The sequence below is a fragment of the Sphingomonas sp. BK345 genome, from assembly GCF_014193845.1.
Lineage (GTDB): Bacteria > Pseudomonadota > Alphaproteobacteria > Sphingomonadales > Sphingomonadaceae > Sphingomonas.
Genome location: NZ_JACHZX010000005.1, coordinates 316943 through 340910, shown reverse-complemented (window position 1 = coordinate 340910; position 23968 = coordinate 316943). Strand labels below are relative to the sequence as shown.

Annotated in this window: 21 protein-coding genes and 2 tRNA genes; 13 read left to right on the top strand and 10 right to left on the bottom strand. The window is 70.4% G+C overall.

The window, feature by feature from the left end; genetic code table 11:
* The first annotated feature begins 17 nt into the window (after window positions 1–17).
* Complete coding sequence (locus FHY03_RS16800; RefSeq protein WP_183925167.1) at window positions 18–473, top strand: hypothetical protein; 456 nt, start codon at window positions 18–20, stop codon at window positions 471–473.
* A gap of 178 nt (window positions 474–651) precedes the next feature.
* Complete coding sequence (locus FHY03_RS16795) at window positions 652–870, top strand: DUF4170 domain-containing protein (protein WP_132907437.1); 219 nt, start codon at window positions 652–654, stop codon at window positions 868–870.
* 456 nt (window positions 871–1326) lie between these two features.
* Here the strand turns inward: FHY03_RS16795 and FHY03_RS16790 are convergent.
* The 4 genes from FHY03_RS16790 to FHY03_RS16775 form a co-directional block, all read right to left on the bottom strand.
* Window positions 1327–1410, bottom strand: a tRNA-Leu gene (locus FHY03_RS16790).
* 191 nt (window positions 1411–1601) lie between these two features.
* Window positions 1602–1922 (bottom strand): PilZ domain-containing protein, encoded by a 321-nt coding sequence (locus FHY03_RS16785; protein WP_183925165.1) that lies wholly within the window; start codon window positions 1920–1922, stop codon window positions 1602–1604.
* Window positions 1923–2042: 120 nt separating this feature from the next.
* Entirely contained in the window at window positions 2043–2525 is a 483-nt protein-coding gene (gene dksA, locus FHY03_RS16780; protein WP_183925163.1) for an RNA polymerase-binding protein DksA, read from the bottom strand.
* A gap of 191 nt (window positions 2526–2716) precedes the next feature.
* Window positions 2717–3226: a host attachment family protein gene (locus FHY03_RS16775; RefSeq protein ID WP_132909303.1), complete on the bottom strand. Its 510-nt coding sequence runs from the start codon at window positions 3224–3226 to the stop codon at window positions 2717–2719.
* Between the two features lie 95 nt (window positions 3227–3321).
* Between FHY03_RS16775 and serS the strand changes: the two genes are divergently transcribed.
* The 5 genes from serS to FHY03_RS16750 all read left to right on the top strand — a co-directional run bounded on the left by serS (window position 3322) and on the right by FHY03_RS16750 (window position 8311).
* Window positions 3322–4602 carry a serine--tRNA ligase gene (gene serS / locus FHY03_RS16770; protein WP_183931742.1) on the top strand — a complete coding sequence of 427 codons (1281 nt, stop codon included), beginning with the start codon at window positions 3322–3324 and terminating at the stop codon, window positions 4600–4602.
* Window positions 4603–4767: 165 nt separating this feature from the next.
* Window positions 4768–5532, top strand: coding sequence for a 5'/3'-nucleotidase SurE (gene surE / locus FHY03_RS16765; RefSeq protein ID WP_183925159.1), 765 nt, complete (start codon window positions 4768–4770; stop codon window positions 5530–5532).
* Between the two features lie 5 nt (window positions 5533–5537).
* Window positions 5538–6668, top strand: coding sequence for a peptidoglycan DD-metalloendopeptidase family protein (locus tag FHY03_RS16760; RefSeq protein ID WP_311722051.1), 1131 nt, complete (start codon window positions 5538–5540; stop codon window positions 6666–6668).
* A gap of 24 nt (window positions 6669–6692) precedes the next feature.
* On the top strand, window positions 6693–7919 hold the full coding sequence (gene tyrS / locus FHY03_RS16755; protein WP_183931740.1) for a tyrosine--tRNA ligase: 1227 nt from the start codon (window positions 6693–6695) through the stop codon (window positions 7917–7919).
* A gap of 80 nt (window positions 7920–7999) precedes the next feature.
* Entirely contained in the window at window positions 8000–8311 is a 312-nt protein-coding gene (locus FHY03_RS16750; RefSeq protein ID WP_183925152.1) for a PilZ domain-containing protein, read from the top strand.
* 11 nt (window positions 8312–8322) lie between these two features.
* Here FHY03_RS16750 and FHY03_RS16745 read toward each other — a convergent pair whose 3' ends face one another.
* The gene (locus FHY03_RS16745) at window positions 8323–8763 is read right to left on the bottom strand and encodes a DMT family transporter (protein WP_183931739.1); all 441 of its coding nucleotides are present in this window, start codon (window positions 8761–8763) and stop codon (window positions 8323–8325) included.
* Between FHY03_RS16745 and FHY03_RS16740 the strand changes: the two genes are divergently transcribed.
* Entirely contained in the window at window positions 8762–12871 is a 4110-nt protein-coding gene (locus tag FHY03_RS16740; protein WP_183931738.1) for an autotransporter outer membrane beta-barrel domain-containing protein, read from the top strand. The two genes, FHY03_RS16745 and FHY03_RS16740, sit on opposite strands and share 2 nt — an antisense overlap.
* Before the next feature lie 357 nt (window positions 12872–13228).
* Here the strand turns inward: FHY03_RS16740 and recG are convergent, their stop codons facing one another.
* Window positions 13229–15283, bottom strand: coding sequence for an ATP-dependent DNA helicase RecG (gene recG / locus FHY03_RS16735; RefSeq protein ID WP_183931737.1), 2055 nt, complete (start codon window positions 15281–15283; stop codon window positions 13229–13231).
* A 117-nt stretch (window positions 15284–15400) separates the two neighbouring features.
* On the opposite strand from recG, the gene FHY03_RS16730 reads away from it, so the two are divergent.
* Together FHY03_RS16730 and mfd are read left to right on the top strand one after the other, a co-directional pair.
* Window positions 15401–15664, top strand: a complete 264-nt coding sequence (locus tag FHY03_RS16730) for a succinate dehydrogenase assembly factor 2 (protein ID WP_183925145.1) — start codon at window positions 15401–15403, stop codon at window positions 15662–15664.
* Between the two features lie 211 nt (window positions 15665–15875).
* Entirely contained in the window at window positions 15876–19331 is a 3456-nt protein-coding gene (gene mfd, locus FHY03_RS16725) for a transcription-repair coupling factor (RefSeq protein WP_183931736.1), read from the top strand.
* Between the two features lie 346 nt (window positions 19332–19677).
* On the opposite strand, the gene FHY03_RS16720 is transcribed toward mfd, so the two are convergent.
* The 4 genes from FHY03_RS16720 to FHY03_RS16705 are packed head-to-tail and all read right to left on the bottom strand — an operon-like array spanning window position 19678 to window position 21732.
* On the bottom strand, window positions 19678–20085 hold the full coding sequence (locus FHY03_RS16720) for an SgcJ/EcaC family oxidoreductase (RefSeq protein ID WP_183931735.1): 408 nt from the start codon (window positions 20083–20085) through the stop codon (window positions 19678–19680).
* Complete coding sequence (locus tag FHY03_RS16715) at window positions 20082–20273, bottom strand: hypothetical protein (protein ID WP_183931734.1); 192 nt, start codon at window positions 20271–20273, stop codon at window positions 20082–20084. The genes FHY03_RS16720 and FHY03_RS16715 overlap by 4 nt, the downstream gene beginning before the upstream one ends.
* A complete protein-coding gene (locus FHY03_RS16710) occupies window positions 20270–20473 on the bottom strand; it encodes a hypothetical protein (protein WP_183931733.1) in 204 nt (67 codons plus the stop codon). Before FHY03_RS16710 ends, FHY03_RS16715 begins: the two co-directional genes overlap by 4 nt.
* Window positions 20470–21732, bottom strand: a complete 1263-nt coding sequence (locus tag FHY03_RS16705; protein WP_183931732.1) for a GGDEF domain-containing phosphodiesterase — start codon at window positions 21730–21732, stop codon at window positions 20470–20472. The genes FHY03_RS16710 and FHY03_RS16705 overlap by 4 nt, the downstream gene beginning before the upstream one ends.
* Window positions 21733–21819: 87 nt before the next feature.
* On the opposite strand from FHY03_RS16705, the gene moaA reads away from it, so the two are divergent.
* The 3 genes from moaA to FHY03_RS16690 all read left to right on the top strand — a co-directional run bounded on the left by moaA (window position 21820) and on the right by FHY03_RS16690 (window position 23744).
* Complete coding sequence (moaA, locus tag FHY03_RS16700) at window positions 21820–22827, top strand: GTP 3',8-cyclase MoaA (RefSeq protein WP_183931731.1); 1008 nt, start codon at window positions 21820–21822, stop codon at window positions 22825–22827.
* Window positions 22824–23603, top strand: coding sequence for an NAD kinase (locus FHY03_RS16695; protein ID WP_183925132.1), 780 nt, complete (start codon window positions 22824–22826; stop codon window positions 23601–23603). The genes moaA and FHY03_RS16695 overlap by 4 nt, the downstream gene beginning before the upstream one ends.
* 66 nt (window positions 23604–23669) lie before the next feature.
* Window positions 23670–23744 (top strand) — tRNA-Asn (locus FHY03_RS16690).
* Window positions 23745–23968 lie beyond the last annotated feature (224 nt).

The following is a 23968-nucleotide window of genomic DNA, read 5'->3' as shown; positions in this document are numbered from 1 at the left end:
CCGAGAGGATAGAGACCATGACCGACCACCATCAGCATGACCATGACGACACCCACGGCCGTCTGCGCGACGGCGTGGACCAGGCGCGCGACGCCGCGTCACACGCCTATGAGAGCGCGCGCCACCGCGCCAGCGACGCGGCACATGCCACTGCCGAGACACTCGAGGCAAACCCGCTCGGGCTCGTCGTCGGCGGGCTCGCGCTCGGCGCGCTCGTCGCGGCAGTGATCCCGCGCGGCCAGCGCGAGCGCGAATTGCTCGCGCCGGTGGGCAAGAAGGTCAGCGCCGCCGCGACGGCCGCCTTCGCCGCCGCCAAGGAGGCGGGACGCAGCGAGATCGAGCAGCTCGGCCTCACCCCGGACGCCGCGCGTGGCCAGGCCAAGTCGTTGTTCCAGGGCGTCGTCAAGGCGGCGGCCAGCGCGGGTACCGCGGCCGCCAAGGCGGGCAAGGAGCAGGTCAAGGCCGCCAGCTGACCCCTTCTATCGCGCGGCAGGTGGCGCTAAGGCCCGTCTCACAACAGGTGATCGGCACCGCGGCACCGACAGCGCACGGGAATCAGGAGAGCAGTCGGGCGCGCCGCGTCGGCTGCTCTCGCCTGTTCGGGTCACGCGGCGGCGGCCGATCGCCGCTCACCCTCTCAGGAGCCGCCCCATGAGCAAGCTGCACCTCGTCTTCGGTGGACGCGTAACCGACCCGCGCACGCTCGACTTCGCCGACCTCTCCTCGATCGACATCGTCGGCGTCTTCCCCGACTATGCCAGCGCCGAGAAGGCGTGGCGCGCCGCCGCGCAGCGCACCGTCGACGACGCCGAGATGAAATATGTGGTGGTGCACCTGCATCGGCTGCTGGAGCCTGACCTCACGGCGTGAGCGGGAGGAGGGGCGTCGAGCCAAGGAAGGCGGCGCGCACCTCCGGTGGTCTGCTCTGTCGCCGGTCCCTCAAGCGGGCGCTACGCTGCGAGGAGGAGAACCGCTCCTCCTCCTCCCTCCTTGTCATCCCGGCCCTGAGCCGGGATTCAACCTTCCGCGAGAGCGACGACCGCGGCCCTCGTGGCACCATGGATCACGGGCCCGGCCCGGGATGACGAGTGGGGCTAGCCGCTTACGCGACAATAAACATTGTGAGTCCGGATCAGCCGAGCCACCGCCAATGCGAAGCTGAAAGCGCTGTGAACCCACCACCTTCCCGGCGGTGACGATGTAGCGAAGCAAGTGGCTGACACGACGGCAACGGCTCGATCGGCTGACGATCGCAGTTGCTACTGCGTTTTCCCACCCGGGCCCTGGCCTCGCCGGGGAACGAGAGAAAACGTCAATGCGAATCTCTGGTACGGGCGGTCGGACTCGAACCGACAAGGATTGCTCCGGCGGATTTTGAGTCCGCTGCGTCTACCATTCCGCCACGCCCGCGTGACCGGCGCGCCTTGGCACGACCGATGCCCCCTCGTCTAGAGTGTGATCGACCGGAGCTGCCTCGTGCTCCTACGCGGGCCGCAGCTCGGCGATCTGGGGGCAAGCCGGTGATACTGACTTCCTGCTGGCGCGGGAGCACGTGACCCGCCGAGTGGGCGCGCTCACCCGCTCCTCGCTCGTACGCTACGTCAGTGATGGATGATCGCGGCGGGGTCGATCAGCTCGTCGAACGCGATGCCAGCGCGACGGTCGATCTGCCACGCGATCCGGCCCGCGACCCAGCCCAGCCCCGCTAGCTCGATCTCCACCGCGCTGTCGGGCGCGAGCGGGTGCGGCAACTCGGCCATCAGCCCTCCGCCCGAGACATTGCGCACGCTGACGTCGAACCCGTCCGCCTGCCCGGCGAGCCGCAGCCGCGCGAACATCGTGACCTCGTCACGGCCGCGCAGGTCACGGCGTTTGTCGGGCTGGCTGCCCAGCGCCCGAATGTCGTCGTCTCGCCCGCTCATACCACCCACCGTCGCCAGTCGCCCGAAATGCTCCATCCTGCCCACCGCCTGCTGAACCCCGCCGAGCCTAGCCGGCAAATAGTTAAGCAGGTGTTAGCGCGCCGGGCCGAGCTGCGCGGCTCAATCGTCGCGCGAGACCTTCTCGTTGCGCTCGTGGCGCTCCTGCGCCTCGACCGTCATCGTCGCGATCGGGCGCGCCTCCAGCCGACCGAGGCTGATCGGCTCGCCGGTGACCTCGCAATAGCCGTATTCGCCCTCGTCGATGCGACGCAGCGCGGCCTCGATCTTGGAGATCAGCTTGCGCTGACGGTCGCGCGTGCGCAGTTCGAGCGACCAGTCGGTCTCGCTCGCGGCGCGGTCGGTGAGATCGGCCTCGCGCAGTGAGTCGAGCTGGAGCTGTGACAAGGTACCCAGCGATTCCCGCAGGATCGCGTCCTTCCAGTCGAGCAGCTTGCGGCGGAAATACGCCTGCTGCCGCGGGTTCATGAACGGTTCGTCGGGGCTCGGGCGATAACCGTCGCTCGCCCCTCCGACCTCAACCTCGTCATTCGCCGCCGCCAGTTTGCCGGGCCCTTCACCGAAACGATTGATCGCCGTCGCCATCGACTTACTCCCGCTGCGCCCAGGATGTCGTTAGCACCGCTGTGCGCCCCCTCCGGGGCGCCTATAGTCGCGCGGGCCGGTCACCACAAGCGAACACACGCGCCTAGCCGCGCCGCCCTGTCCTCGTCATGAACAGAGCGGCGCGGCATATGTGCGAGGATGGGACGGCGCCGCCTCCGACGCCGGTGCGATCAGGCCGAGAGCAGCGCCTGCTCGATGTCGGGGATCGTGTGTCCGGTCAGGTCCTTGCTCAGCTCGCCGGTGAGCCGCTGGCTGACCTCCTTGTGATAATGTTTGCGCAGCTCGCCCAGCGTCTTGGGCGGCGCGACCACGATCAGCGACTCGAAATCGTTCGCCAGCGCGCGGCGCTTCAGCAGGTCGGCGGCGTCCGCGGCGAAACGATCCTCCTCGAGCTGGTGGAAGTCGGTCTCCTCCATGCTGCCGCGCGACGGCGCGAATTGCGCGCCACCGCCTTGCGCGTGACCCGACCCGCCCTGCGCGACGCGCGGCGCGCCGGCGCCGCTTTGCGTGGACGAGCTGCCGCCGGCCGCGTCGGTCTTCTGGTCACGGTTGGCGGGATTGGCGCGCTCCTCGGCGTGCTCGACCGTCAGATTGGGGTGAACGTCGTCGCCTTCGTTGCGCAGGAACAGCAGCTTGCGCCCGTCCGCCACCAGCACCACCGAGTCATGGGGTACCTGCATCGCTCATTCTCCTCTGTCCGTGCGGGTGTGGGGCGTGAACGCGGCGGACGTCCACCGGGTTGCCTCGCCGCGGCACCCCGGCCATAGCGCGGCGCATGCACGACATCCGCCTGATCCGCGACGATCCCGACGCCTTCGACGCCGCGCTGGCGCGGCGCGGTGCCGCTCCCTCGGCCGCGACGATCGTCGCGCTCGACCGACGCCGGCGCGAGCTGATCACCGAGGCGCAAGGCGCGCAGGCGCGGCGCAACGAGGCGTCGAAGGCGATCGGCGCCGCCAAGGCGAGCCGCGACGAGGCGGCTGCGCAGGCGCTGATGGCCGAGGTGTCGACGCTCAAGCAGCGGCTGCCCGAACTGGAGGCCGAGGAGGCGCGGCTCGGCACCGAGCTCGACACCGTGCTCGCGGCGCTGCCCAACCTGCCCTACGCGGACGTGCCCGACGGCGCCGACGAGGAGGACAATCAGCTGGTCCACGAGCGTGGCACCCCTTCCGACCTCGGTTTCGCGGCACGCGAGCATGACGTGATCGGCCCGGCGCTCGGGCTCGACTTCGAGACCGGCGCGGCGATCGCGGGCTCGCGCTTCACGCTGGTGCGCGGCCCGGCGGCGCGGCTCCAGCGCGCGCTCGGCCAGTTCATGCTCGACCGGCTGACGCGCGAGCACGGCTATGAGGAGGTCGCGCCGCCGCTGCTGGTACGCGACGAGGCGGTGTTCGGCACGGGCCAGCTGCCCAAGTTCGCCGAGGATCTGTTCCGCACCACCGACGGGCGCTGGCTGATCCCCACCGCCGAGGTGTCGCTGACCAATATCGTGCGCGAGCAGATCCTGAGCGAGCAGGCGCTGCCGCTGCGCTTCGCCGCGCTGACGCCGTGCTTCCGCTCCGAGGCGGGCGCGGCGGGGCGTGACACGCGCGGCTACATCCGCCAGCACCAGTTCGACAAGGTCGAGATGGTGTCGATCGTCGCGCCCGAGGCGAGCGAGGTCGAGCATGAGCGGATGACCGCCTGCGCGGAGGGCGTGCTCGATGCGCTCGGCCTGGCCTATCGGCGGATGAAATTATGCGCGGGCGACATGGGCTTCACCGCGGCGCGTACCTATGACCTGGAAGTGTGGCTGCCGGGCCAGGCGCGCTACCGCGAGATCTCGAGCTGCTCGACCTGCACCGACTTCCAGGCGCGACGAATGAACGCGCGCTATCGGCCGGAAGGTGAGAAGGCGACGCGCTTCGTCCACACGCTCAACGGCTCGGGGCTGGCGGTCGGGCGGACGCTGGTGGCCGTGCTGGAGAATTACCAGCAGGAGAGCGGCGCGGTGGCGGTTCCCGAGGCGCTGCGGCCGTATCTCGGCGGGCTGACGCTGCTGGAGCCGATGGCGTGAGCGGCGTACCTTTGATCCTCCCCGCTCGCGGGGAGGGGGACCGCCGCGCGTCAGCGCGGTGGTGGAGGGGGGCTCGCCACGCAGCGCAGCGCTTGCGGAAGCCCCCCTCCACCACCCGGCTACGCCGGGCGGTTCCCCTCCCCGTGCCGGGGAGGATTGACTGAGATGCGCATTCTCCTCAGCAACGACGACGGCTATCACGCCCCCGGTCTCGCCGTGCTCGAGCGCATCGCCGCGCGGCTCTCGGATGACGTCTGGGTGTGCGCTCCCGCCGACGAACAGTCCGGCACCGGCCGCTCGCTCTCGCTCACCAAGCCGCTGCGCGTGCGGCGCTTCGACGCACGCCGTTACGCCGTAGGTGGTACGCCGACCGACGCGGTGATGTTCGCGCTGGCCGAGGTGATGCGCGAGACGCCGCCCGATCTCATCCTCTCCGGCGTGAACCGGGGCGGCAATCTCGCCGAGGACGTGATGTACTCGGGCACGGTCGCGGCCGCGATGGAGGGAGCGCTGGCCGGGATCCGCTCGATCGCGCTGAGCCAGAAATATGGCGTGCGGGCGCCGGGCGAGGACGTCTCCTTCGCCGCCGCGGAGGAATGGGGCGAGCGCGTGCTGCGCCCGCTGCTCGACGCCGAGTGGGCGCCGCGCTCCATGGTCAACGTCAACTTCCCCGCGCCGGACGTCGGCCAGGTGCGCGGCATCCGCATCGTGCCGCAGGGACTGCGCGACTACGGCCGCGCGCGCTTCGAGACGCGCACCGACCCGCGCGGCCTCGACTATCACTGGCTCGCGCTCGGCAAGGTCGCCGCCGCGGCGCCCGGCGAGAGCGATCTCGCGTCGGTGGCGGAAGGATGGATCACGGTGACGCCGCTCCAGCTCGACCTTACCCGCCACGCCTCGCTGGAGCCGCTCGCGCGTGCTTATGGCTGAACCGGGTGCGTGAGGCGGACGTGACACGCGCGGCGGCGCTGGCGCTGCTGCTGACGGGGTGCATCCCCGCCGCCGAACGCCCCGCGCCCGCGCCGCCGATCGACGCACAGGCCGCAGAGGCCGCTGGCCAGACCGGCGGGGACGAGGAAGTGACGACGACGGAGGAGCAGGTGGCGCCCACCACCGCCCCCGCCCGCGCTCGCGGTGACCGCCGCGACGTCGCCCAGCTCCCCGCGCCGCGTCCCGCCTGGGAGGCACGCCCGGTCGCGCCCGACGCGCGCGCGGTGACGGCGCAGCGCTACACCGTTCGCGTCGGCGACACGCTCGGCGCGATCGCGGCGCGCACCGGCGCGGGGGTCGACGCGATCGCGCGCGCCAACGCGCTAAGCCCGCCCTACCCTGTCCGCGCCGGCCAGACGCTCGCCATTCCCGGTGGCCGCTACCACCTGGTCCGCGCCGGTCAGACCGGCATCGCGATCGCGCGCGCCTATGGCGTGCCCTGGAGCGAGGTCATCGCCGCCAACGCGCTGGACGAGCCGTATCTGCTCCGCGCCGGTCAGCGCGTGCTGATCCCGCGCGCGCCGGGCGCTCCGGTCAGCGCGGCCGAGCGCGCCGCCGCCTTCACGCTCGACGTCGACACGATCCTCACCGGCGGCGAGCCCGCGGTGGTGGAAGGCCAGGCGCCCGCCACACCGGTGGCGAGCGCGCGCCGCGTGCTCGCGCCGAGCGCCGCGACGGTGGCGCCCGCGGCCCTGCCCGGCCGCTTCGTCTGGCCCGTCGATGGCACGATCGTGCGCCGCTTCGGCCCCGGTGCGACCGGCGAGCGCAACGACGGCATCAAGATCGCGATCCCGCTCGACACGCCGGTGCGCGCGATCGCCGACGGCACCGTGGCCTATGTCGGCTCGGAGGTGCCCGCGCTCGGCGGGCTGGTGATCGTGCGCCACGGCGGCGGCTGGACCTCGGTCTACGGCCATGCCGGCACCTTGCTGGTGCAGCGCGGCCAGGCGGTGAGAAAGGGACAGGTGATCGCACGCAGCGGCGAGAGCGGCTATGCCGACCGCCCCGAGCTCCACTTCGAGCTGCGCCGCGGCCGCACCCCGGTCGACCCGACGACGCAATTGCCGCACCGCTGACGCGCGTGTAACGCCCGCGGCACCATGACCGACTATCAGTCCGACCTGCTCCGGCTGCTCTCCGCGCGCGGCTATCTCCACCAGCTCACCGACGCCGCCGCGCTGGACGCGCTGGCGCGGCGTGGGGTGGTGCCGGGCTATATCGGCTTCGACCCGACCGCCCCCTCGCTCCACGTTGGCAGCCTGGTGCAGATCATGCTGCTTCGCCGGCTTCAGCAGACCGGCCACAAGCCCGTGGTGCTGATGGGCGGCGGCACGGGCAAGATCGGCGACCCCAGCTTCAAGGACGAGGCGCGCAAGCTCGCCGGCGAGGACGTGATCGCCGCCAATATCGCGGGCATCCAGCGCATCTTTGCGCGCTTCCTGACCTTCGGCGATGGCCCCAGCGACGCGGTGATGGTCAACAACGCCGAGTGGCTCGACACGCTCGAGTACATCCCCTTCCTGCGCGAGGTGGGGCAGCATTTCAGCGTCAACCGCATGCTCAGCTTCGACTCGGTCAAGCTGCGGCTGGATCGCGAGCAGTCGCTCAGCTTTCTCGAATTCAACTACATGATCCTGCAGGGCTATGACTTCCGCGAGCTGGCGCGGCGGCAGGGCGTGCGGCTACAGATGGGCGGCAGCGACCAGTGGGGTAACATCGTCAACGGCGTCGAGCTGGCGCGGCGGATGGACGGCACTGAGGTGTACGGCGTCACCACGCCGCTGCTCACCACCGCCGACGGGCAGAAGATGGGCAAGACCGTGGCGGGCGCGGTGTGGCTCCACGAGGACCAGCTGCCGCATTTCGATTATTGGCAGTTCTGGCGCAACACCGACGATCGCGACGTCGGGCGCTTCCTGCGGCTGTTCACCGACCTGCCGCTCGACGAGATAGCGCGGCTGGAGGCGCTGGAGGGCGCCGAGATCAACGAGGCCAAGAAGGTGCTCGCCAACGAGGCCACCGCGATGTGTCGCGGCCGCGCCGCCGCGGAGGAGGCGGCCGAGACCGCGCGCCGCACCTTTGAGGAGGGCACGAGCGGCGCGGCGCTGCCGTCGATCAGCGCGAGCGGCGCGCTGCCGCTGGTTGACGCGCTGGTGGCGTTGGGGTTCGCGTCATCGAAGGGCGACGCGCGGCGGCTGATCAAGGGCGGCGGCGCGCGCGTCGATGGCGAGAAGGTCAGCGACGAGGCCGCCGTGATCGCGCTCGCGGGCGCGCCGGTACGGGTCTCGGCGGGCAAGAAGCACCACGGGATGGTAAACCCGGGCTAACCACCTTCCTTCGCGCCCCGCTCATCCGGCATTAACCGCCCGCCGGTAAACCGCGACGCTGGTAGAGCGGGAGAAGCCGGATGGTCGCGCGTTCAGCGATGATGGCCTATGAGGATCGCGTCGAACCGCGCGACGAGACGTTGTGCCGCACCTGGCTGTTCGACGCCGCCGGCGCGCGCCATGCGGTGACGGTGGTGAACCTCTCGCTCAACGGTTTCATGGCGCGCAGCGACGCGCCGCTCGCGAGCGGCGAGCGCGTCGTGCTTACGCTGCCCGTCGTAGGCGATCGCACCGCCGAGATCCGTTGGTCGCTGGGCGGCCGCGTCGGCGCCAAGTTCGCCCAGGAGCTGCCCGCCGCGCTCTACCCCTGCGCGCTCGCCGCGATGCGCTGAGCCTGGGCGGATCAGCCGCGCCGCATCAGCAGCGCGCCCGCGAGCACCAGCGCGACCCCGCCGAGCCGCGCGGGTGACAGCGGCTGCTGCGGCAGCCCGAGCCAGCCGAAGCGGTCGACCACCAGCGCAGTGACGAGCTGGCTCGCGACCGCGATCGTCAGCGTCACCGCCAGCCCGAGCCGCGGCGCCGCGAACGCCAGCGCCGCGACGAAGGCCGCGCCGTAGACGCCACCGAGCCACGCCCACCAGGGCGCGCCGCGCAGGGCCGAGAGCGGCGTGCGATCCGCCGCTGCCCATACCGTCACCAGCACCGCCATACCGGCCGCGAACGACACCAGCGCGGCGAGCCATACCGAGCCGCTCGCCTTCGCGAGCGCGGCGTTGGTCGGCGGCTGCACCGCGACGCCCACCCCGGCGAGGACGACGAGCAGGAGCGGGAAAAAGCTGGGCATGGCCGGATCCAGACGAGTTGCAGCCGCTCAACGCGTCCAGGGCGGTGTCGAGCCCGCCGACGCATATCGGTGTGACGACGCCGCGCTTTATGAATTCCATCGCTGCCGCAGTGATTTGACCCTTCAATCGCGCAAGCAAGACGCAGAAGTTTCGATGACAGAACGGCGACCCTCCCGTTTTTGGGTCAGCAACTTCCACCATTCTTCTCCCACTTATCTATACTTCAGGGGGCTTGACATCATCACTCAAGGGAAGATCATGTACCAAAAGGCGGAATCTTCGCGAGGCGTGCGCACGCGCGCGCTACAGACAACGGCCATCGCTTTGGCGGTGCTCGTCAACGCCCCCATCGCGAGCGCTCGTCCGGCGGCGCTCAGCGGCTCGGTAGCGGCGGATGACACGACCGGGAGTGCGACGCCAGTGCCGCCCGTCGCCGTGCAGCAGAACGCGCCAATCGACTTCTCCAACAAGGATACGATCGCGGCCGACCCGGACTCGGGTAGCTCGGTACACCTCGTGTCGACGGCCGGCAGCGTGGCGGTGACCAACAACGGTACGATCCAGGGCAAGACGGAACTCGCCGCCGGGAACATCGGCAAGAACGCCGCGGGTCCGCTGACGCTCAGCCTCGTCAATTCGGGCGCCATCCTTGGACGTACCGGGCTCGAAGCGGTCGATGTCAAGGGCGCCGTGTCGACCATCTCGGTCGACAACAGCGGCTCGATCACGAACGCCACTCCGGACTCGCACGTCCTCGCGGGCTTGTTCCTGCGGCGGGACGTCAACGCCGATGTGCGGCTCCTTCCCGCATCCTATCAGCTACACAATAGCGGTAAGATCAACGCGGAAATCGACCCTGCCAGCGCGCCCGAGGTGGAGAGCTACGGCCTCATCGTCAACGATCCGGCGGACGAGACCGCTGCGACCATCACGAACGACGCGACCGGCGTCATCTCAGCCAAAGGCGGCACCGCCCTCGCGATTGTTTCCTATGGGGGCGATCTGACGGTTACGAACGCCGGAACCATCTCGGCGGTCTCCGCCCCAGATAGCATACATGCCGCGATCAAAACCTTTGGCGGCGACAACAGCGTGACCAATAGCGGTGCGATCGTCGGCGACATCTTGCTGGGCGGCGGCGACGACGTCGTCGCGAACTGGGGCTCGATCAACGGTAACGTCAAGCTCGGCGGCGGCAACGATATCTTCATCGAGGGCGAGAACAGCGCGGTCACCGGCACTGTCGATGGCGGCGACGGCGTCGACCGCTTCCTCCACGCCCGCAAGACGACGGGGATCGTCAATCTTCTCACCGATCTGCCGACCAATTTTGAGCTCGAGGGCGTGCGAGCGCTCGGCAGCGGCACCGTGGTCACGATCAACGCAGCGTCACCGCTGACGCGCGGCCTGCAACTCGACGGCGACGGCGCGATCGTCAACACCGCGGAAATCCAGGGACGCGTGCTGGTGGCGCCGGCGCCCGATCTCGCGGCATCGCCCCTTCTCGCCGGCTTCCAGAACACGGGCAAGCTGGGCGGCGGCATAACCGGTTCGCTGCGGCGCCTCGACAATGACGGGACGATCACTGCGGCGTCGGGTCTGGCCATCGACCTCTACCAGGCCGACGGACTGGCGCTCAACAATCACGGCACGATCACCCATGCGTCCGACGATGTCAGAGCCGTTTACGCGGTCACGTCCGGCGGCGAGATCACTGCGACCAACAGCGGTTCGATCGACGGGACCACGACCCTGCGGACACGTACTTCGGCCGACGGCGACAACAAGCCGCTGCTGGTGTCGCTGAGCAACACGGGTACGATCTCCGCGACCGTACCTACTCTGGCGTCGGCCCTCACGATCGACTCGTCGGACACCCGTGGCGTGGCTACGTCGCTTCGGGTGGCGAACACCGGCTCGATCCAGCGCGTGGGTTTAGGAACCGCAGTTCTGGTGACGGCGAGCAGCGATCCCTCCCTTACCACCGCGTTCAAGCAGTCGATCAGCGTCGAGAACAGCGGCGTGATCGCCGCTGACTCGAGCAAGTCGGACGATGACGTTCTGCTCCCGACCAGCGCCGGTCTTCTCGCGACAGGCAACGGCCCGAGCACAACGAACGTCACCAACAAGAGCACCGGCCAGATTACCGCCAACGGTGTTCGGCCGATCGCGATCCTGGCTGGCGGCGGCGGCTTCGACCTCGACAACGCCGGGCTGATCGAGGCGACCGTCGCGACACCGTCGAAGCAAGTGCCTGTCGCGATCGCGAGCGATGCCGCGCGGGTGTCGATCGAGAACAAGGGCAAGATCGTCGGCAACGTCGAGCTGGCGTCGCAGAGCGCGGCCATCACCAACAGCGGTACGATCAACGGGAACGTCCTACTGGGCAACGGCGATGCCTTGTTTACCGCCGCCGGTGGCAGCGTGAATGGCCTGCTCTCCGGCGGCGCGGGGTATGACGAGGTGGACGTGGTCGCCGGCACCGCCAGCCCGGTGTCCGCCTTTCGAGCGCTGTCCGACATCGCCGAATTCCAGGTGAACAGCGGCAAGGCCACGATCAGCGACTTTGCGCAGATCGATCGCATCGATCTCTTCGGCGGAAGCCTCGTCGGCCTGAGCGGCTCGGCGATCTTCACAAAGGAAGTGATCGTCGGCAAGGCGGCGACCTTCGGTTCGGCCGGGGTGGTCACGGGCAACATCGTGGTGGCCGGCACGCTCTCGCCGGGTGCCTCGCCGGGGCGGATGCGGGTGATCGGCGACGTGTCGCTGCAGCCGGGCTCGCGCTCGCTGTTCGAACTGACCACGACCGCGCAGGACCAACTGGCGATCGAGGGCAAGCTCGCGATCGATCCGGGCGCGACGTTGGTCTTCGCGGACGGCTCGACCGCGAAGCCGGGTACGACCTACACGCTGATCACCGCCACCAAGGGGATCACCGGCCGCTATTCCACCATTCAGGTGCCGGCGACGCTGGCCCTCACGGTGACCCAGGGCGCCGACCGGATCGACGCGCTCAGCTTGTTCGCGCGGAGCACGCACTTCAGCCCGCTGGTCAACGCCAGCATCGATTATGCCAACCAGCGGCTGCTCAACCGGCCCAGCGCGGCGCTCGCGGCGCATTGGTCGAACCTCTACGACGCTGACGGCAACTCGCTGCCCAAGGCGTTCGCGCGGCTCACGCCGCAGGCCTATGCGGCCGCGACGCAGATCGATGTGGATGACGCGCTGACGCTGAGCCAAGCGACGCGCGGGCCCGCCTTCGCGCCATACGCGAAGGACACCGGGCTGTTCACCTTCGGCCAAGGCCTTGGCGGCTGGCACACGCTGCGCGCCGATCCCGCCACGGGCAGTGCACCCGCGATCGGCCGTGCTTATGGTGCGCTCGGCGGCATCGGCTTCGCCGACGCCGGATGGGTGGTCGGTGCCTTCGCCGGCAACCTGACCAACCATCAGGAGGTCGAAGGTCTCGGCAGCGAGACCCGGGTCGGCAGCCTGGTGACCGGCGCCCATGGCCGCTACAGCAGCGGCACCGGCCTCGGCTTCTCCTCGGCGATCACGTTCGACGGTGGGCGCGCCCGCACGCACCGCTGGCTGCCCGACGGGCGCCGCGTCTGGAGCCACTATGACCTGAACAGCGTGGTGAGCGACCTGTCGGTGTTCTACGCGCTGGACGCTGGCCATGACTGGACGCTCACGCCGCGCGCCGGCGTGACCTACGTCCGCACCGTTCGTGGCGGTGCGAAGGAGCAGGGCGGCAGCGTCTTCGGGCTCGACGTCAAGTCGGAGCACCACATCGCGGGCTTCGCGGACGGCGCGCTCACCCTCGCACGCAGCGACGGCTCGGCCAAGCCATGGCGGCCGTATGTCACGCTGGGGGCGCGCTATCAGCTCCAAGGACAGGGCGTCCGCACGCTCGCGGGCTATGCCGACGGGCCGCTGACGCTCGCGGGGATAGGCGCGAGTCGCGCCGAACTGGTCGGCACCGCGAGCGCGGGAGTCGGCTACCGCCCGAGCGACGCGATCGAGATCTTCGCGGGCGCCTCGGCGCAGACCGGCCGCGATGACCATCAGGAATCGATCACCGCGGGGGTCCGCGCTCGCTTCTGAGCCGTCGCGGGGGCGGGCGCGCGCGATAGCGCGGGCGTCCGCCCCATGCCATCCACCCACGCTGGCTTCTGCTCCATCCGGTGGAACCGTGCTCCGGCGAACGTCGGAGTCCAGGGCGCAGGAGTGACACTCGTGGCTCTGGGCTCCCGCGTCGGCAGGAGCACCCCGCTCGTTCGCACCAGATGGACCATACGCTGAGCCGTTCGGTGCTGTTCGGAGCGCGGCAGGTGGCAGCCCGCACCGAGACACGCTGCGGTCGGGCCGCCGAAAGCACCACGAGCATCATGTACGAGACGTCTACCTCGACGTAGACGGTCGGTCGGCCCGGCGACACGACGCCGCCGACCCAGCGCCCCCTCACCCCGACCGCAGCAGCGCCACCCCGGCGTCGCGTTCGAAAAGGTAGAGCGCCACCCGCGCCGCCTGCCCCCTCGCCCCTTCCAGACCGCCGTCGCGATCGATCAGCAGCCGCGCGTCGTCGGTGGCCGCGGGGAGCAGCTCGCCGAGCAGCTCGGGGGTGGCGAGCCGGAACATCGCCTCGCCCGACTGGCGCGTGCCGAGCAGCTCGCCCGCGCCGCGCAGCCGCAGGTCCTCCTCGGCGATACGGAAGCCGTCGTTGCTCTCGCGCATCAGCGCCAGCCGCGCGCGCGCGGTCTCGCTGAGCGACCCGCCGCGCAGCAGCAGGCACACCGAGCGCCCGCCACCCCGCCCGACTCGCCCGCGCAACTGGTGGAGCTGCGCCAGCCCGAAGCGATCGGCGTGCTCGATCACGATCAGCGTCGCGTTAGGGACATCGACGCCGACCTCGATCACCGTCGTCGCCACCAGCACGCCCGCCGCGTTGGCGGAGAAGCGCGCCATCACCGCGTCCTTCTCGGCGCCACGCATCCGGCCGTGGACCAAAGCGACGCGGTCGCCGAAACGCGCCTGCAACGAGGCTGCGCGCGCTTCCGCCGCCTGCAGGTCGCTGGTCGCGCTCTCCTCCACCAAAGGGCAGACCCAATAGGCCTGTTTCCCCTCCGCGAGGTGGCGCCCGAGCGCGTTGACCACCTCGTCGATCCGCTCCTCCGAGACGACGCGGGTCTCGATCGGCTCGCGACCCGGCGGCATCTCGTCGAGCCGGCTCTGGTCCATCTCGCCGTGGAGCGCGAGCGTCAGCGTGCGTGGGATCGGGGTGGCGGTCATCGCCAGCACGTGCGGCGGGGTCTGGCCCTTGGCCTGGAGCAGCATCCGCTCCGCCACGCCGAAGCGGTGCTGCTCGTCCACCACCACCAGCCCGAGGTCGCGGTAGCGCACCGCTTCCTGGAAGATCGCATGCGTGCCGATCAGCAGCTGGATCGAGCCATCGGCCAGCCCCATCAGCGTCGCCTCGCGCGCGCGGCCCTTGTCACGCCCGGTCAGCACCGCGATCTCGACCGGCAGACCGGCGAGCAGCCGCCGCAGCGTGTCATAATGCTGGCGCGCGAGGATCTCGGTTGGCGCGAGCAAGGCGCCCTGTGCGCCCGCCTCGATCGCGATCAGCAGCGCCATCGCCGCCACCAAGGTCTTGCCCGCGCCGACGTCGCCCTGGAGCAGCCGCAGCATCGGCGCGCTCTGCGCCAGGTCGCCCTCGATCTCGCGCACGCTGCGCGCCTGCGCGCCGGTGAGCTGATAGGGCAGCCGCAGCAGGTCGCGCAGGCGCCCGTCGCCTTGCAACGATCGCCCGCGGCGCTTGCGCGTGTCGGCGCGCACCAGCGAGAGCGCGAGCTGGTTGGCGAAGAGCTCGTCATAGGCGAGCCGTGCCCGCGCCGCCGCGTCCGCTGGGTCGGTGTGGATACGCTCGACCGCATCGCGCCAGTCGGGCCAGTCATGTCGCGCCTTGAGGCTGGGCTCGATCCACTCGTCAAGCACCGGCGCGCGTGCGAGCGCCTGCTCGACCAGAGCGGCGAGGCGGCGCGAGGTCAGGCCCTCGCTCAGCGGGTAGATCGACTCGCGCGCGCGGAAGCCCTCCTCCTCGCCGCCGATCTCGGGATGGACGATCTGGAGGGCGTCGCCGTAGCGGTCGAGCCGGCCCGAGACTCGCTTGGGCTCGCCGAGCGGCAGCTGCTTGCGCGCCCAGCCCGAGCCGCCGCCGAAGAACACCAGGCTCGCGTGATTACCCGCCGCATCGGTCGCCTGCACGCGGGTCGGCGCGCGCGGGCTCGAGCCGCTGCGATACTCGCGCGGGGTGAGCGTGATCGCGATCGTGCGGCCGACGTCGGCTTCGTCGAGTTCGTCGCGCGCGACCCGGTCGACCCATCCCGAGGGCAGATGGAACAGCAGGTCGACCACGCGCGCGATACCGAGTCGGTCGAGCGGCTTGGCGAGCGCCGGGCCGACGCCCTTGAGCGCGGCCACCTCGGCGAACAGCGGATTGAGGATCTCGGGTCGCATGACTATGTAGCACCCGACTATTCTGCCTCCTGCCGCCGCGCCAGCGAAAGCTTGCGGCGGCGTCGTGGCAGCGCTCTGCTATGGCATGGACGGGCCGCGCGGCCGACGGGAGATCACGTGGACCAGGACATCCGGCTCAAGCGCCTGCGTTTCCGCGCCTGGCACCGCGGCACGCGCGAGGCCGATCTGATGATCGGCGGCTTCTTCGACACGCACGCCGCCAGCTGGACGCCGGATCAGCTCGACTGGTTCGAGCGGCTGCTGGAGGAGCAGGACGTCGACATCATGGGCTGGGCGATCGGCTCCTTGCCTTGCCCGCCCGAGTGGGAGGGCGAGATGATGGCGGTGATGCGACGCGTGGATTTCGTGACGATCCCGTGAGGGGAGCGCTGGTGACTCCTCGCCGCCCTCCCCATCCGTCATATCGGAGTTGTTCCGGGATCCACCGGGCCGCAGGCGCCGCAACCACCAGGGATGCGGAAGGGTAGGCCCCGGAACAAGTCCGGGGTGACGGCGTGGTGGTGGGGGCGAAACTGGTCGTCGCTACTGTGACCGCCATGCGCATCCGCGAACTTTTCAACCAAGGACCCGAATGCCCGACCTCAGCAAGATCCTCCGCGCCACCACCCCGCTGACGCTCGCGGGCGTGCCCGCCGGCTTCCTGCCCGCGCTGCTCGCGGATCTGGCCCGGGCGGCGCCGCTGCGCGCGGTGTTCGTCGCGGCGGACGAGGCGCAGATGCGCGGGCTCGCCGCCACCGCGCCCTTCTTCGCGCCCGAGCTCGAGGTCGTCCAGCTCCCCGCCTGGGACTGCCTGCCCTACGACCGCGCCTCGCCGACGCTGCGCGTCATGGCGGAGCGGATCGGCGCGCTCTACCGCCTGCAGCAAAAGCCGCGCGCGCCGCAGCTGGTGCTCACCACAGTCAACGCGCTGACGCAGCGCACGCTCACCCCGTTCCGCCTCCGCCAGCTCGTCGCCGAGCTCAAGCCGGGCGCGCGGATCGACCGTGACCGGCTCGCCGCTTTGCTCCAGGCCAACGGCTACGTCCGCACCGACACCGTTCACGACCAGGGCGAATATGCGGTGCGCGGAGGAATCGTCGACCTCTTTCCCAGCGGCGAGGAGCAGGCGCTGCGGCTCGACTTCTTCGGCGACGAGATCGAGAGCGTGCGCAGCTTCGATCCCGCCGACCAGCGCACCACGGGGCGGCTCGACGGCTTCGTGCTGCTGCCCGCCTCCGAGGCGCTGCTCGACGACGACAGCGTCAAGCGCTTCCGCACGCGCTACCGCGAGACCTTCGGCGCCACCGCGACCGGCGACCCGCTCTACCAGGCGGTGAGCGAGGGGCGTCGCCTCGCCGGCATGGAGCATTGGTTGCCGATGTTCGAGGAGAAGTTGGCGACGGTCTGGGACCATCTCGGCGCCGACGCGGTTGTGGTGCGCGACAGCGGCACCCCCGCTGCCGCGGAGGGCCGGCTCGACGCGATCGCGGATTATTATGAGAACCGCAAGCGCGCCGAGGCGGCCGAGCCCGGCAGCTATCGCGCGCTCCCGGCCAAGACGCTCTACCTCGACGCCGCCGAATGGGCGCGCGAGGTGGCGGCGATGCCGGCGCATCTCGCCACCGCCTTCCATGAGCCCGAGTCCGCCACCGTGCTCGACTTCCAGGTCGACGGTCCGCGCGACTTCGCGCCCGAACGCGCGGCGCAGGCGAACGTCTACGAGGCGGTGGTGGCGCATGTCGCCAAGCTCCGCCGCGACGGGCGCAAGCCGGTGCTCGCCAGCTACTCGGTCGGCGCGCGCGAGCGGCTGCGCTCGCTGCTCGAGGACCATGGCCTCACCGGCGCGCGGCTGACCGAGACGTGGCAGGAGTCGCTCGGCGCGGCCGACCGCGGCGTGGCAATGGCGGTGATCGGGCTCGACCACGGCTTCACCGCGCCCGATGTCGCGGTGCTCACCGAGCAGGACATGCTGGGCGACCGGCTGGTGCGCCGCGCCAAGCGCCGCAAGTCGGCCGACGCCTTCCTGGCGGAGCTGGCGACGCTGTCGCCGGGCGACCTCGTCGTCCACACCGATCACGGCATCGGCCGCTATGTCGGACTGACGCAGGTGCCGGTCGCGCGCGCGCCGCACGACTGCGTCGCGCTCGAATATGCGGGGGGCGACAAGCTCTACATTCCGGTCGAGAACCTAGAGGTGCTGTCGCGCTACGGCTCGTCCGAGGAGGGCGCGGCACTCGACCGGCTCGGCGGCGAGGCGTGGCAGCGGCGCAAGTCGCGGATGAAGGAGCGGATTCGCGAGATCGCGGGCGAGCTGATCGCGGTCGCGGCCGAGCGCGCGCTGCGTCCGGGCGAGGTCGCCGAGCCCGACAGCGCTGGCTATCCCGCCTTCGTCGATCGCTTCCCCTATACTGAGACCGACGACCAGGACCGCGCGATCGAGGAGGTGCTGGCCGATCTCTCCGCGGGCAAGCCGATGGACCGGCTGATCGTCGGAGACGTCGGGTTCGGCAAGACCGAGATCGCGCTGCGCGCCGCCTTCGTGGCCGCGATGGCGGGGATGCAGGTCGCGGTGGTCTGTCCGACGACGCTGCTGGCGCGCCAGCACTACAACAACTTTACCTCGCGCTTCGAGGGCTTCCCGATCAACATCGGCCGGCTCTCCCGTCTCGTCCCCGCCGCCGAGGCGAAGCGCGTCAAGGACGGGTTGGCGAGCGGCGGGATCGATGTCGTCGTCGGCACCCACGCGCTGCTGGCCAAGACGATCGACTTCAAGCGGCTCGGCCTCGTGATCGTCGACGAGGAGCAGCGCTTCGGCGTGACGCACAAGGAGCGGCTCAAGACGCTGCGCGCCGATGTCCACATGCTGACGCTCACCGCGACCCCGATCCCGCGCACGCTGCAGATGGCGATGAGCGGGCTGCGCGAGCTGTCGGTGATCCAGACCCCGCCGGTCGACCGGCTCGCGGTGCGCACCTATGTCATGCCGTGGGACCCGGTGGTGCTGCGCGAGGCGCTGCTGCGCGAACATTATCGTGGCGGACAGAGCTTCCTCGTCACCCCGCGCGTCGCCGACCTCCCCGACATCGAGGACTATCTGCGCCGCGAGGTGCCCGAGATCCGCTACGTCGTCGCGCACGGCCAGATGGCGCCGAGTGAGGTAGAGGAGCGAATGAGCGCCTTCTACGACAAGAAGTTCGAGGTGCTCGTCTCGACCACGATCATCGAGAGCGGGATCGACATCCCGTCCGCCAACACGATCATCGTCAACCGTGCCGACCGCTTCGGGCTGGCGCAGCTGTACCAGCTGCGCGGGCGCGTCGGCCGCTCCAAAACGCGCGCCTATGCCTATATGGTCGCGCCGCCCGAGCGGCAGATGACCGACGCTGCGGAGAAGCGCCTCAAGGTACTGAGCGACCTCGACTCGCTCGGCGCCGGGTTCCAGCTGGCGAGCCACGACCTCGACATCCGCGGCGCGGGCAACCTGCTCGGCGACGAGCAATCGGGGCACATCAAGGAGGTCGGCTACGAGCTCTACCAGTCGATGCTGGAAGAGGCGATCATGGAGGCAAAGGCCGGGGGCATTCGCGAGCGCCAGCGCGACTTCTCGCCGCAGATCAGCGTGGACGCGCCGATCCTGATCCCGGAGGAGTATGTCCCCGACCTCGACCTGCGCATGGGCCTGTACCGCCGGCTCAACGAGATCGACGAGGTCGGCGGGCTGGAGAGCTTTGCCGCCGAGATGATCGACCGCTTCGGCGCGCTGCCCGAGGCGACCGACAATCTGGTCAAGGTCATGGAGATCAAGCTCAACGCGCGCACCGCGTGTGTGGCCAAGCTGGATGTCGGGCCGAAGGGCGCGCTGGTCACCTTCCACGACGACAAGCCGCCCAACGTGCCGGGGCTGCTCGCTTATGTCGACCGGCTCGGCGGCGTGGCCAAGCTGCGGCCCGACAGCAAATTGGCACTGTCGCGCGCCTGGGGCGATCCCAAGGCGCGGCTGCACGGTGCGCTGCAATTGTCGAAGGGGCTGGCGAAGGCGGCGGCGTGAGGGGCGGAGCACCGCTCGCGACGACTCATTCCACGCCTTTCCTTGCCACCGCGGCGGACGCCGGGGTCCAGGTGGGAAGGTCGTGGTGAGTCTGTCGACCGTCACTCAACTGGACCCCGGCGTCCGCCGCGACGGGACGGTGTAGGTGTGGCGGCGTTCGACTTACGAGTAGCGCGTATGAGCTGCGCGCCCTAACTGACTTCGTTCCACGGCGAAGGCCGGGGCCCAGCTGGGAAGGCGCTGGTGAGACTCACCGCCGTCGCTCAACTGGACCCCGGCCTTCGCCGGGGAACAGTATGAGTGAGCGACGCGACATCTCACCATTGCTGCCGCTCACCGCTCCCCCTCAGCTGCTGTGATCCGAGATGATCCGCCATCCTTCCTTTCGCCGCTCGAACAACAGGCTCGTCAGCCCGGTCTGCGACGCCGCGCCTCCCGTCGGCGTCAGCGTCCAGCGCGCGATATGGAGCAGGTGGACCGCGCTAAGCGGCCGCCACATCACCGGCGTGAAGCTCAGCCGTCCCCTCGCGTTGCCCCCGCCGACGAAGCTCTTGGCGTAGCGTGCGGCGATCGCCTCTTTGCCGCGCGCCACCTCACCGCCCGCGACATAGACCGCGTCGGGCGCGTAGATCGCGGTGAAGCGCGCGAGATCGCCGGCGTTCCAGCCGGCCGCGCTGTCCGCCATCACCGCCTCGACCTGCGCCTGCGGCGTCGCCGCCACGGCCGCCGCCCAGATCAACATCGCCGCGCTCATCGTGCCACCTCCGCCTCGTCGCCGACTGCCTCGGCCAGTTCGTCCGCGTCGAATCGCTCGCGCGTCATCGCGAAGCTGCCGGCATAGGTCGCGAACGACCAGTCGCCGCGCACCATCGTCCCGCGCGCGTCGACGGTGCCGCGATAGTCGACCGCATGCACCAGCACTTCGCCGTCATATTGCTTCACGAAGGCACCGCCGCGCCGTCGCGCCGGCCGCTCACCAGCGCGCGCCGCACCGGCTCCAGCCCGAGGTCGTCGGGCTCGCTGATCGTGCCGCTGAGCTGGCCGCCGCGCTCGGTCAGGCGCGCGATGAAGCTGTTCGACCGGCTGCTCCCGCCCTCGTAGCGCCCGTACCAGGTGCCGCCGAGGTCGCCCGGGTCGCTCACGCCAGCCGCGCCTGCAACGCCGCGTCGTCGAGCGGCCCGGCCCAGAGGAAGCCCTGGTAGAAGGTGCAGCCGCGCTGTGCCAGCAGCGCGCGCTCACGCTCGCTCTCCACCCCCTCTGCCACCGTCTCCAGCCCGAGCCCGGCGGCGATCGCGATCACGCCTTCCACCACGACGCGGTCGCGCGCGTCGCCGGTGATCGTCTGCACCAGGCTGCGATCGATCTTGAGATAGTCGAGCGGCAGCCGCGTGAGATAGGACAGGCTGGAATAACCCGTGCCGAAATCGTCGAGCGCGACGCGGCAGCCCGCGGCGCGCAGCGCGGTGAGCGATGTCGCGGCACCGTCGAGATCGTCGATCAGCCCGGTCTCGGTCACCTCGGCGGTGACCCGGTCGTACCCCACACCCGAGGCACGCACCCGCGCGAGGAAGCGCTCGACGAAGGGCGCGCGCGCCATGTCGGCGGCGGTGACGTTGACCGCGATCCGCAGCTCAGCCATCCGCGCCGGCCAGCGCGCGGCGCGCTCGAGCGCCAGCGCCTGCACCTGGTCGGACAGCGCCACGCCGAGATCGGCGCGGTGCGCCGCGGCGAGCAGCGTCTCGGCGCCGAGCACGCCCAGCCGCGGGTGCTGCCAGCGCGCCAGCGCCTCCACGCCGGTGACCGCGCTGTCGACCAGCCGCACCTGCGGCTGGAAGCGCACGTCGATCTCGCCGCGCTCGATCGCGCGGTGCAGGTCGGCGGCGAGCGCGGCGAGCGGCACGCCCTCGTGCTCGGCGGCGACTCGCGTCGTCGCGCCGTCGCTCGCGCGGGCGCGCGCCAGCGCCTCGGCGGCGCGTCGCAACAGGTGCTCGGCGGGCTCGTCCTCGGTCATCCGCGCGACGCCTATGCGCGCGCCGACGTGGATCGTCTCGCCGTCGATCGTGAAGGGACGCTCCAGCGCGCGCTCGACCCGGCTGACCGCGGCGTCGCCGGTCGCAGCGTCGCCTGCGACCACGATGGTGAAGGTGGCACCGCCGCGCACCGCCGCCATCTCGTGCCCGGCGAGCTCCCGCGCCAGCCGCTCCGCCATTGCCTCGACCAGCTGATCGCCCGCGGCGCGGCCATAAGCGGTGTTGACGATCTCGAAGCTGGTCGGCGCGGCGACGATCGCGGTGACGCCGCGTGCCGCATGCGCTTCGACCAGGCGCAGCTGCTCGGCGCTGGCCGCGCTTTCCCCCGGGCGCCGCCCGCCCCGCTGCATCGCCCGTGACCGCCGCTCCATCTCGCGCTTGGTAGGCTTGGCCGCGGCGCGCGGCAATCATCTTGCTCTGTCGTGAACGACTCCCTAGCTCTCTGCGTTGTGCCAGGCATGGATCTAGACCGCGCGCCCGCGCCCCTCGTCGACTCGTTCGGCCGCGCCATCCGATATCTCCGCGTCTCGGTCACCGATCGATGCGACTTGCGCTGCCGCTATTGCATGGCGGAGCACATGACCTTCCTGCCGCGCGACCAGATCGCCTCGCTCGAGGAGCTGGCAATCATCGCCGAGCGCTTCGTCGCGCGCGGAGTGCGCAAGATCCGGCTGTCAGGCGGCGAGCCGCTGGTGCGCCGCGACGTGATGATGCTGGTCGAGCGGCTCGGCCGGCACGTCGGCGACGCGCTCGATGAGCTGACGATGACGACCAACGGCACGCGGCTGCGCCGCTATGCCGCCGACCTGGTTGCCGCCGGCGTGCGCCGCGTCAACGTCAGCCTCGACACGCTCGACCCCGAGCGCTTCCGCTACATCACCCGTCACGGCGACGTCGCGGAGGTGCTCGACGGGATCGCCGCCGCGCGCGACGCGGGGCTCGCGGTCAAGATCAACACGGTCGCGCTGAAGGGCCTCAACGAGGACGATATCGCGCCGATGCTGCGCTGGTGCGTCGCGGAAGGCCACGATCTCACGCTGATCGAGACGATGCCGCTCGGCGCCATCGACGAGGACCGTACCGATCGCTTCCTGCCGCTCACCGTCGTGAAGGACCGGCTCGATCAGGCGTTCACGCTGACCCGAGACGCCGCGGTAACGGGCGGCCCGGCGCGCTACTGGCAGGTCGACGGCGGGCGCACGCGACTCGGGCTGATCTCGCCGCTCACCGCCAATTTCTGCGACGGCTGCAACCGCGTGCGGCTGACCACCGAGGGCCGGCTCTACACCTGCCTCGGCCACGACGATCAGCGCGACCTGCGCGCGGCGCTGCGCGGCGGTGGCGTGGGCGCGCTCGACGCCGCGATCGAGGACGCGCTGCTGACCAAGCCGCGCCGCCACGATTTCCGCATCGCGCGCGATGCGGCGCCCGCGGTGGCTCGGCACATGAGCGTCACCGGCGGATGAGCCGCTACCCGCGGCGGGCGCTGGTCGCCTCGCCCACCGCCCCGGCGCAGGCGGCGCGCGCCGAGCTGGCCGACACCTGGGACTGGTGTGCGCTCGACGAGGCCGACATGGTGGTCGCGCTCGGCGGCGACGGCTTCATGCTGCAGACGTTGCACAACCTGCTGGAGCGGCGTCGCGCGATCGTGCCGGTGTTCGGCATGAACCTGGGCACCGTCGGCTTCCTGATGAACGAGTGGCGGCGCCACGACCTCGACGGGCGGATCGAGCGCGCGCGCGCCTTTCAGGTGACGCCGCTCACCGCCACCGCCACCGCGGTCGACGGGCGCGTCCACACGTTGCCCGCGATCAACGAGGTGTCGCTGCTGCGCGAGACGCGCCAAACCGCCAAGATCGAGGTCAAGATCAACGACCGCATCGTCATGGACGAACTGTCGTGCGACGGGGTGCTGGTCGCCACGCCAGCGGGCTCGACCGCGTACAATCTCTCGGCGCACGGGCCGATCCTGCCGCTGGGCTCGCAGATGCTGGCGCTGACGCCGATTAGCGCGTTTCGCCCGCGGCGCTGGCGCGGCGCGATCCTGCCCGACCGGACGCGCGTGTCGCTGCGCGTGCTCGACTCGAACAAGCGCCCGGTATCCGCGGTGGCCGATCAGCGCGAGGTCCGCGACGTGGCGCAGGTGGACATCGCGATGGATCGCGCGCGCGAGCTGACGCTGCTGTTCGACCCCGAGCACGCGCTCGACGACCGGATCGCGATGGAGCAGTTCGTCGCCTGATCGCCGATCCGGCACAAAGGGTATTGCGCCGCGCGAATCCGCGGCTATAGACGCCCTCCACAGCGTTCCCCGATAGCTCAGCGGTAGAGCTCTCGACTGTTAATCGAGCGGCCGTTGGTTCGAATCCAACTCGGGGAGCCACTCTCTCACATCCATATGTAAGAGCCCGGATGATGGGTTACGGGCAGGCACGCGCCTTTGCGCAGAGCCTGCGCGGCGTTCGTGCGGGCGCGGTAACGCTACCACTGTATGAAAATGCCGGCAGAGCAGCGCGGACCGCAGTACGAATACTCGCAAGCTCATATCGGTGTGCAGCAGTGTTGCTGCCGTAATATCCATGTTGCGTCGGTCGCTTCAGCGCTTTT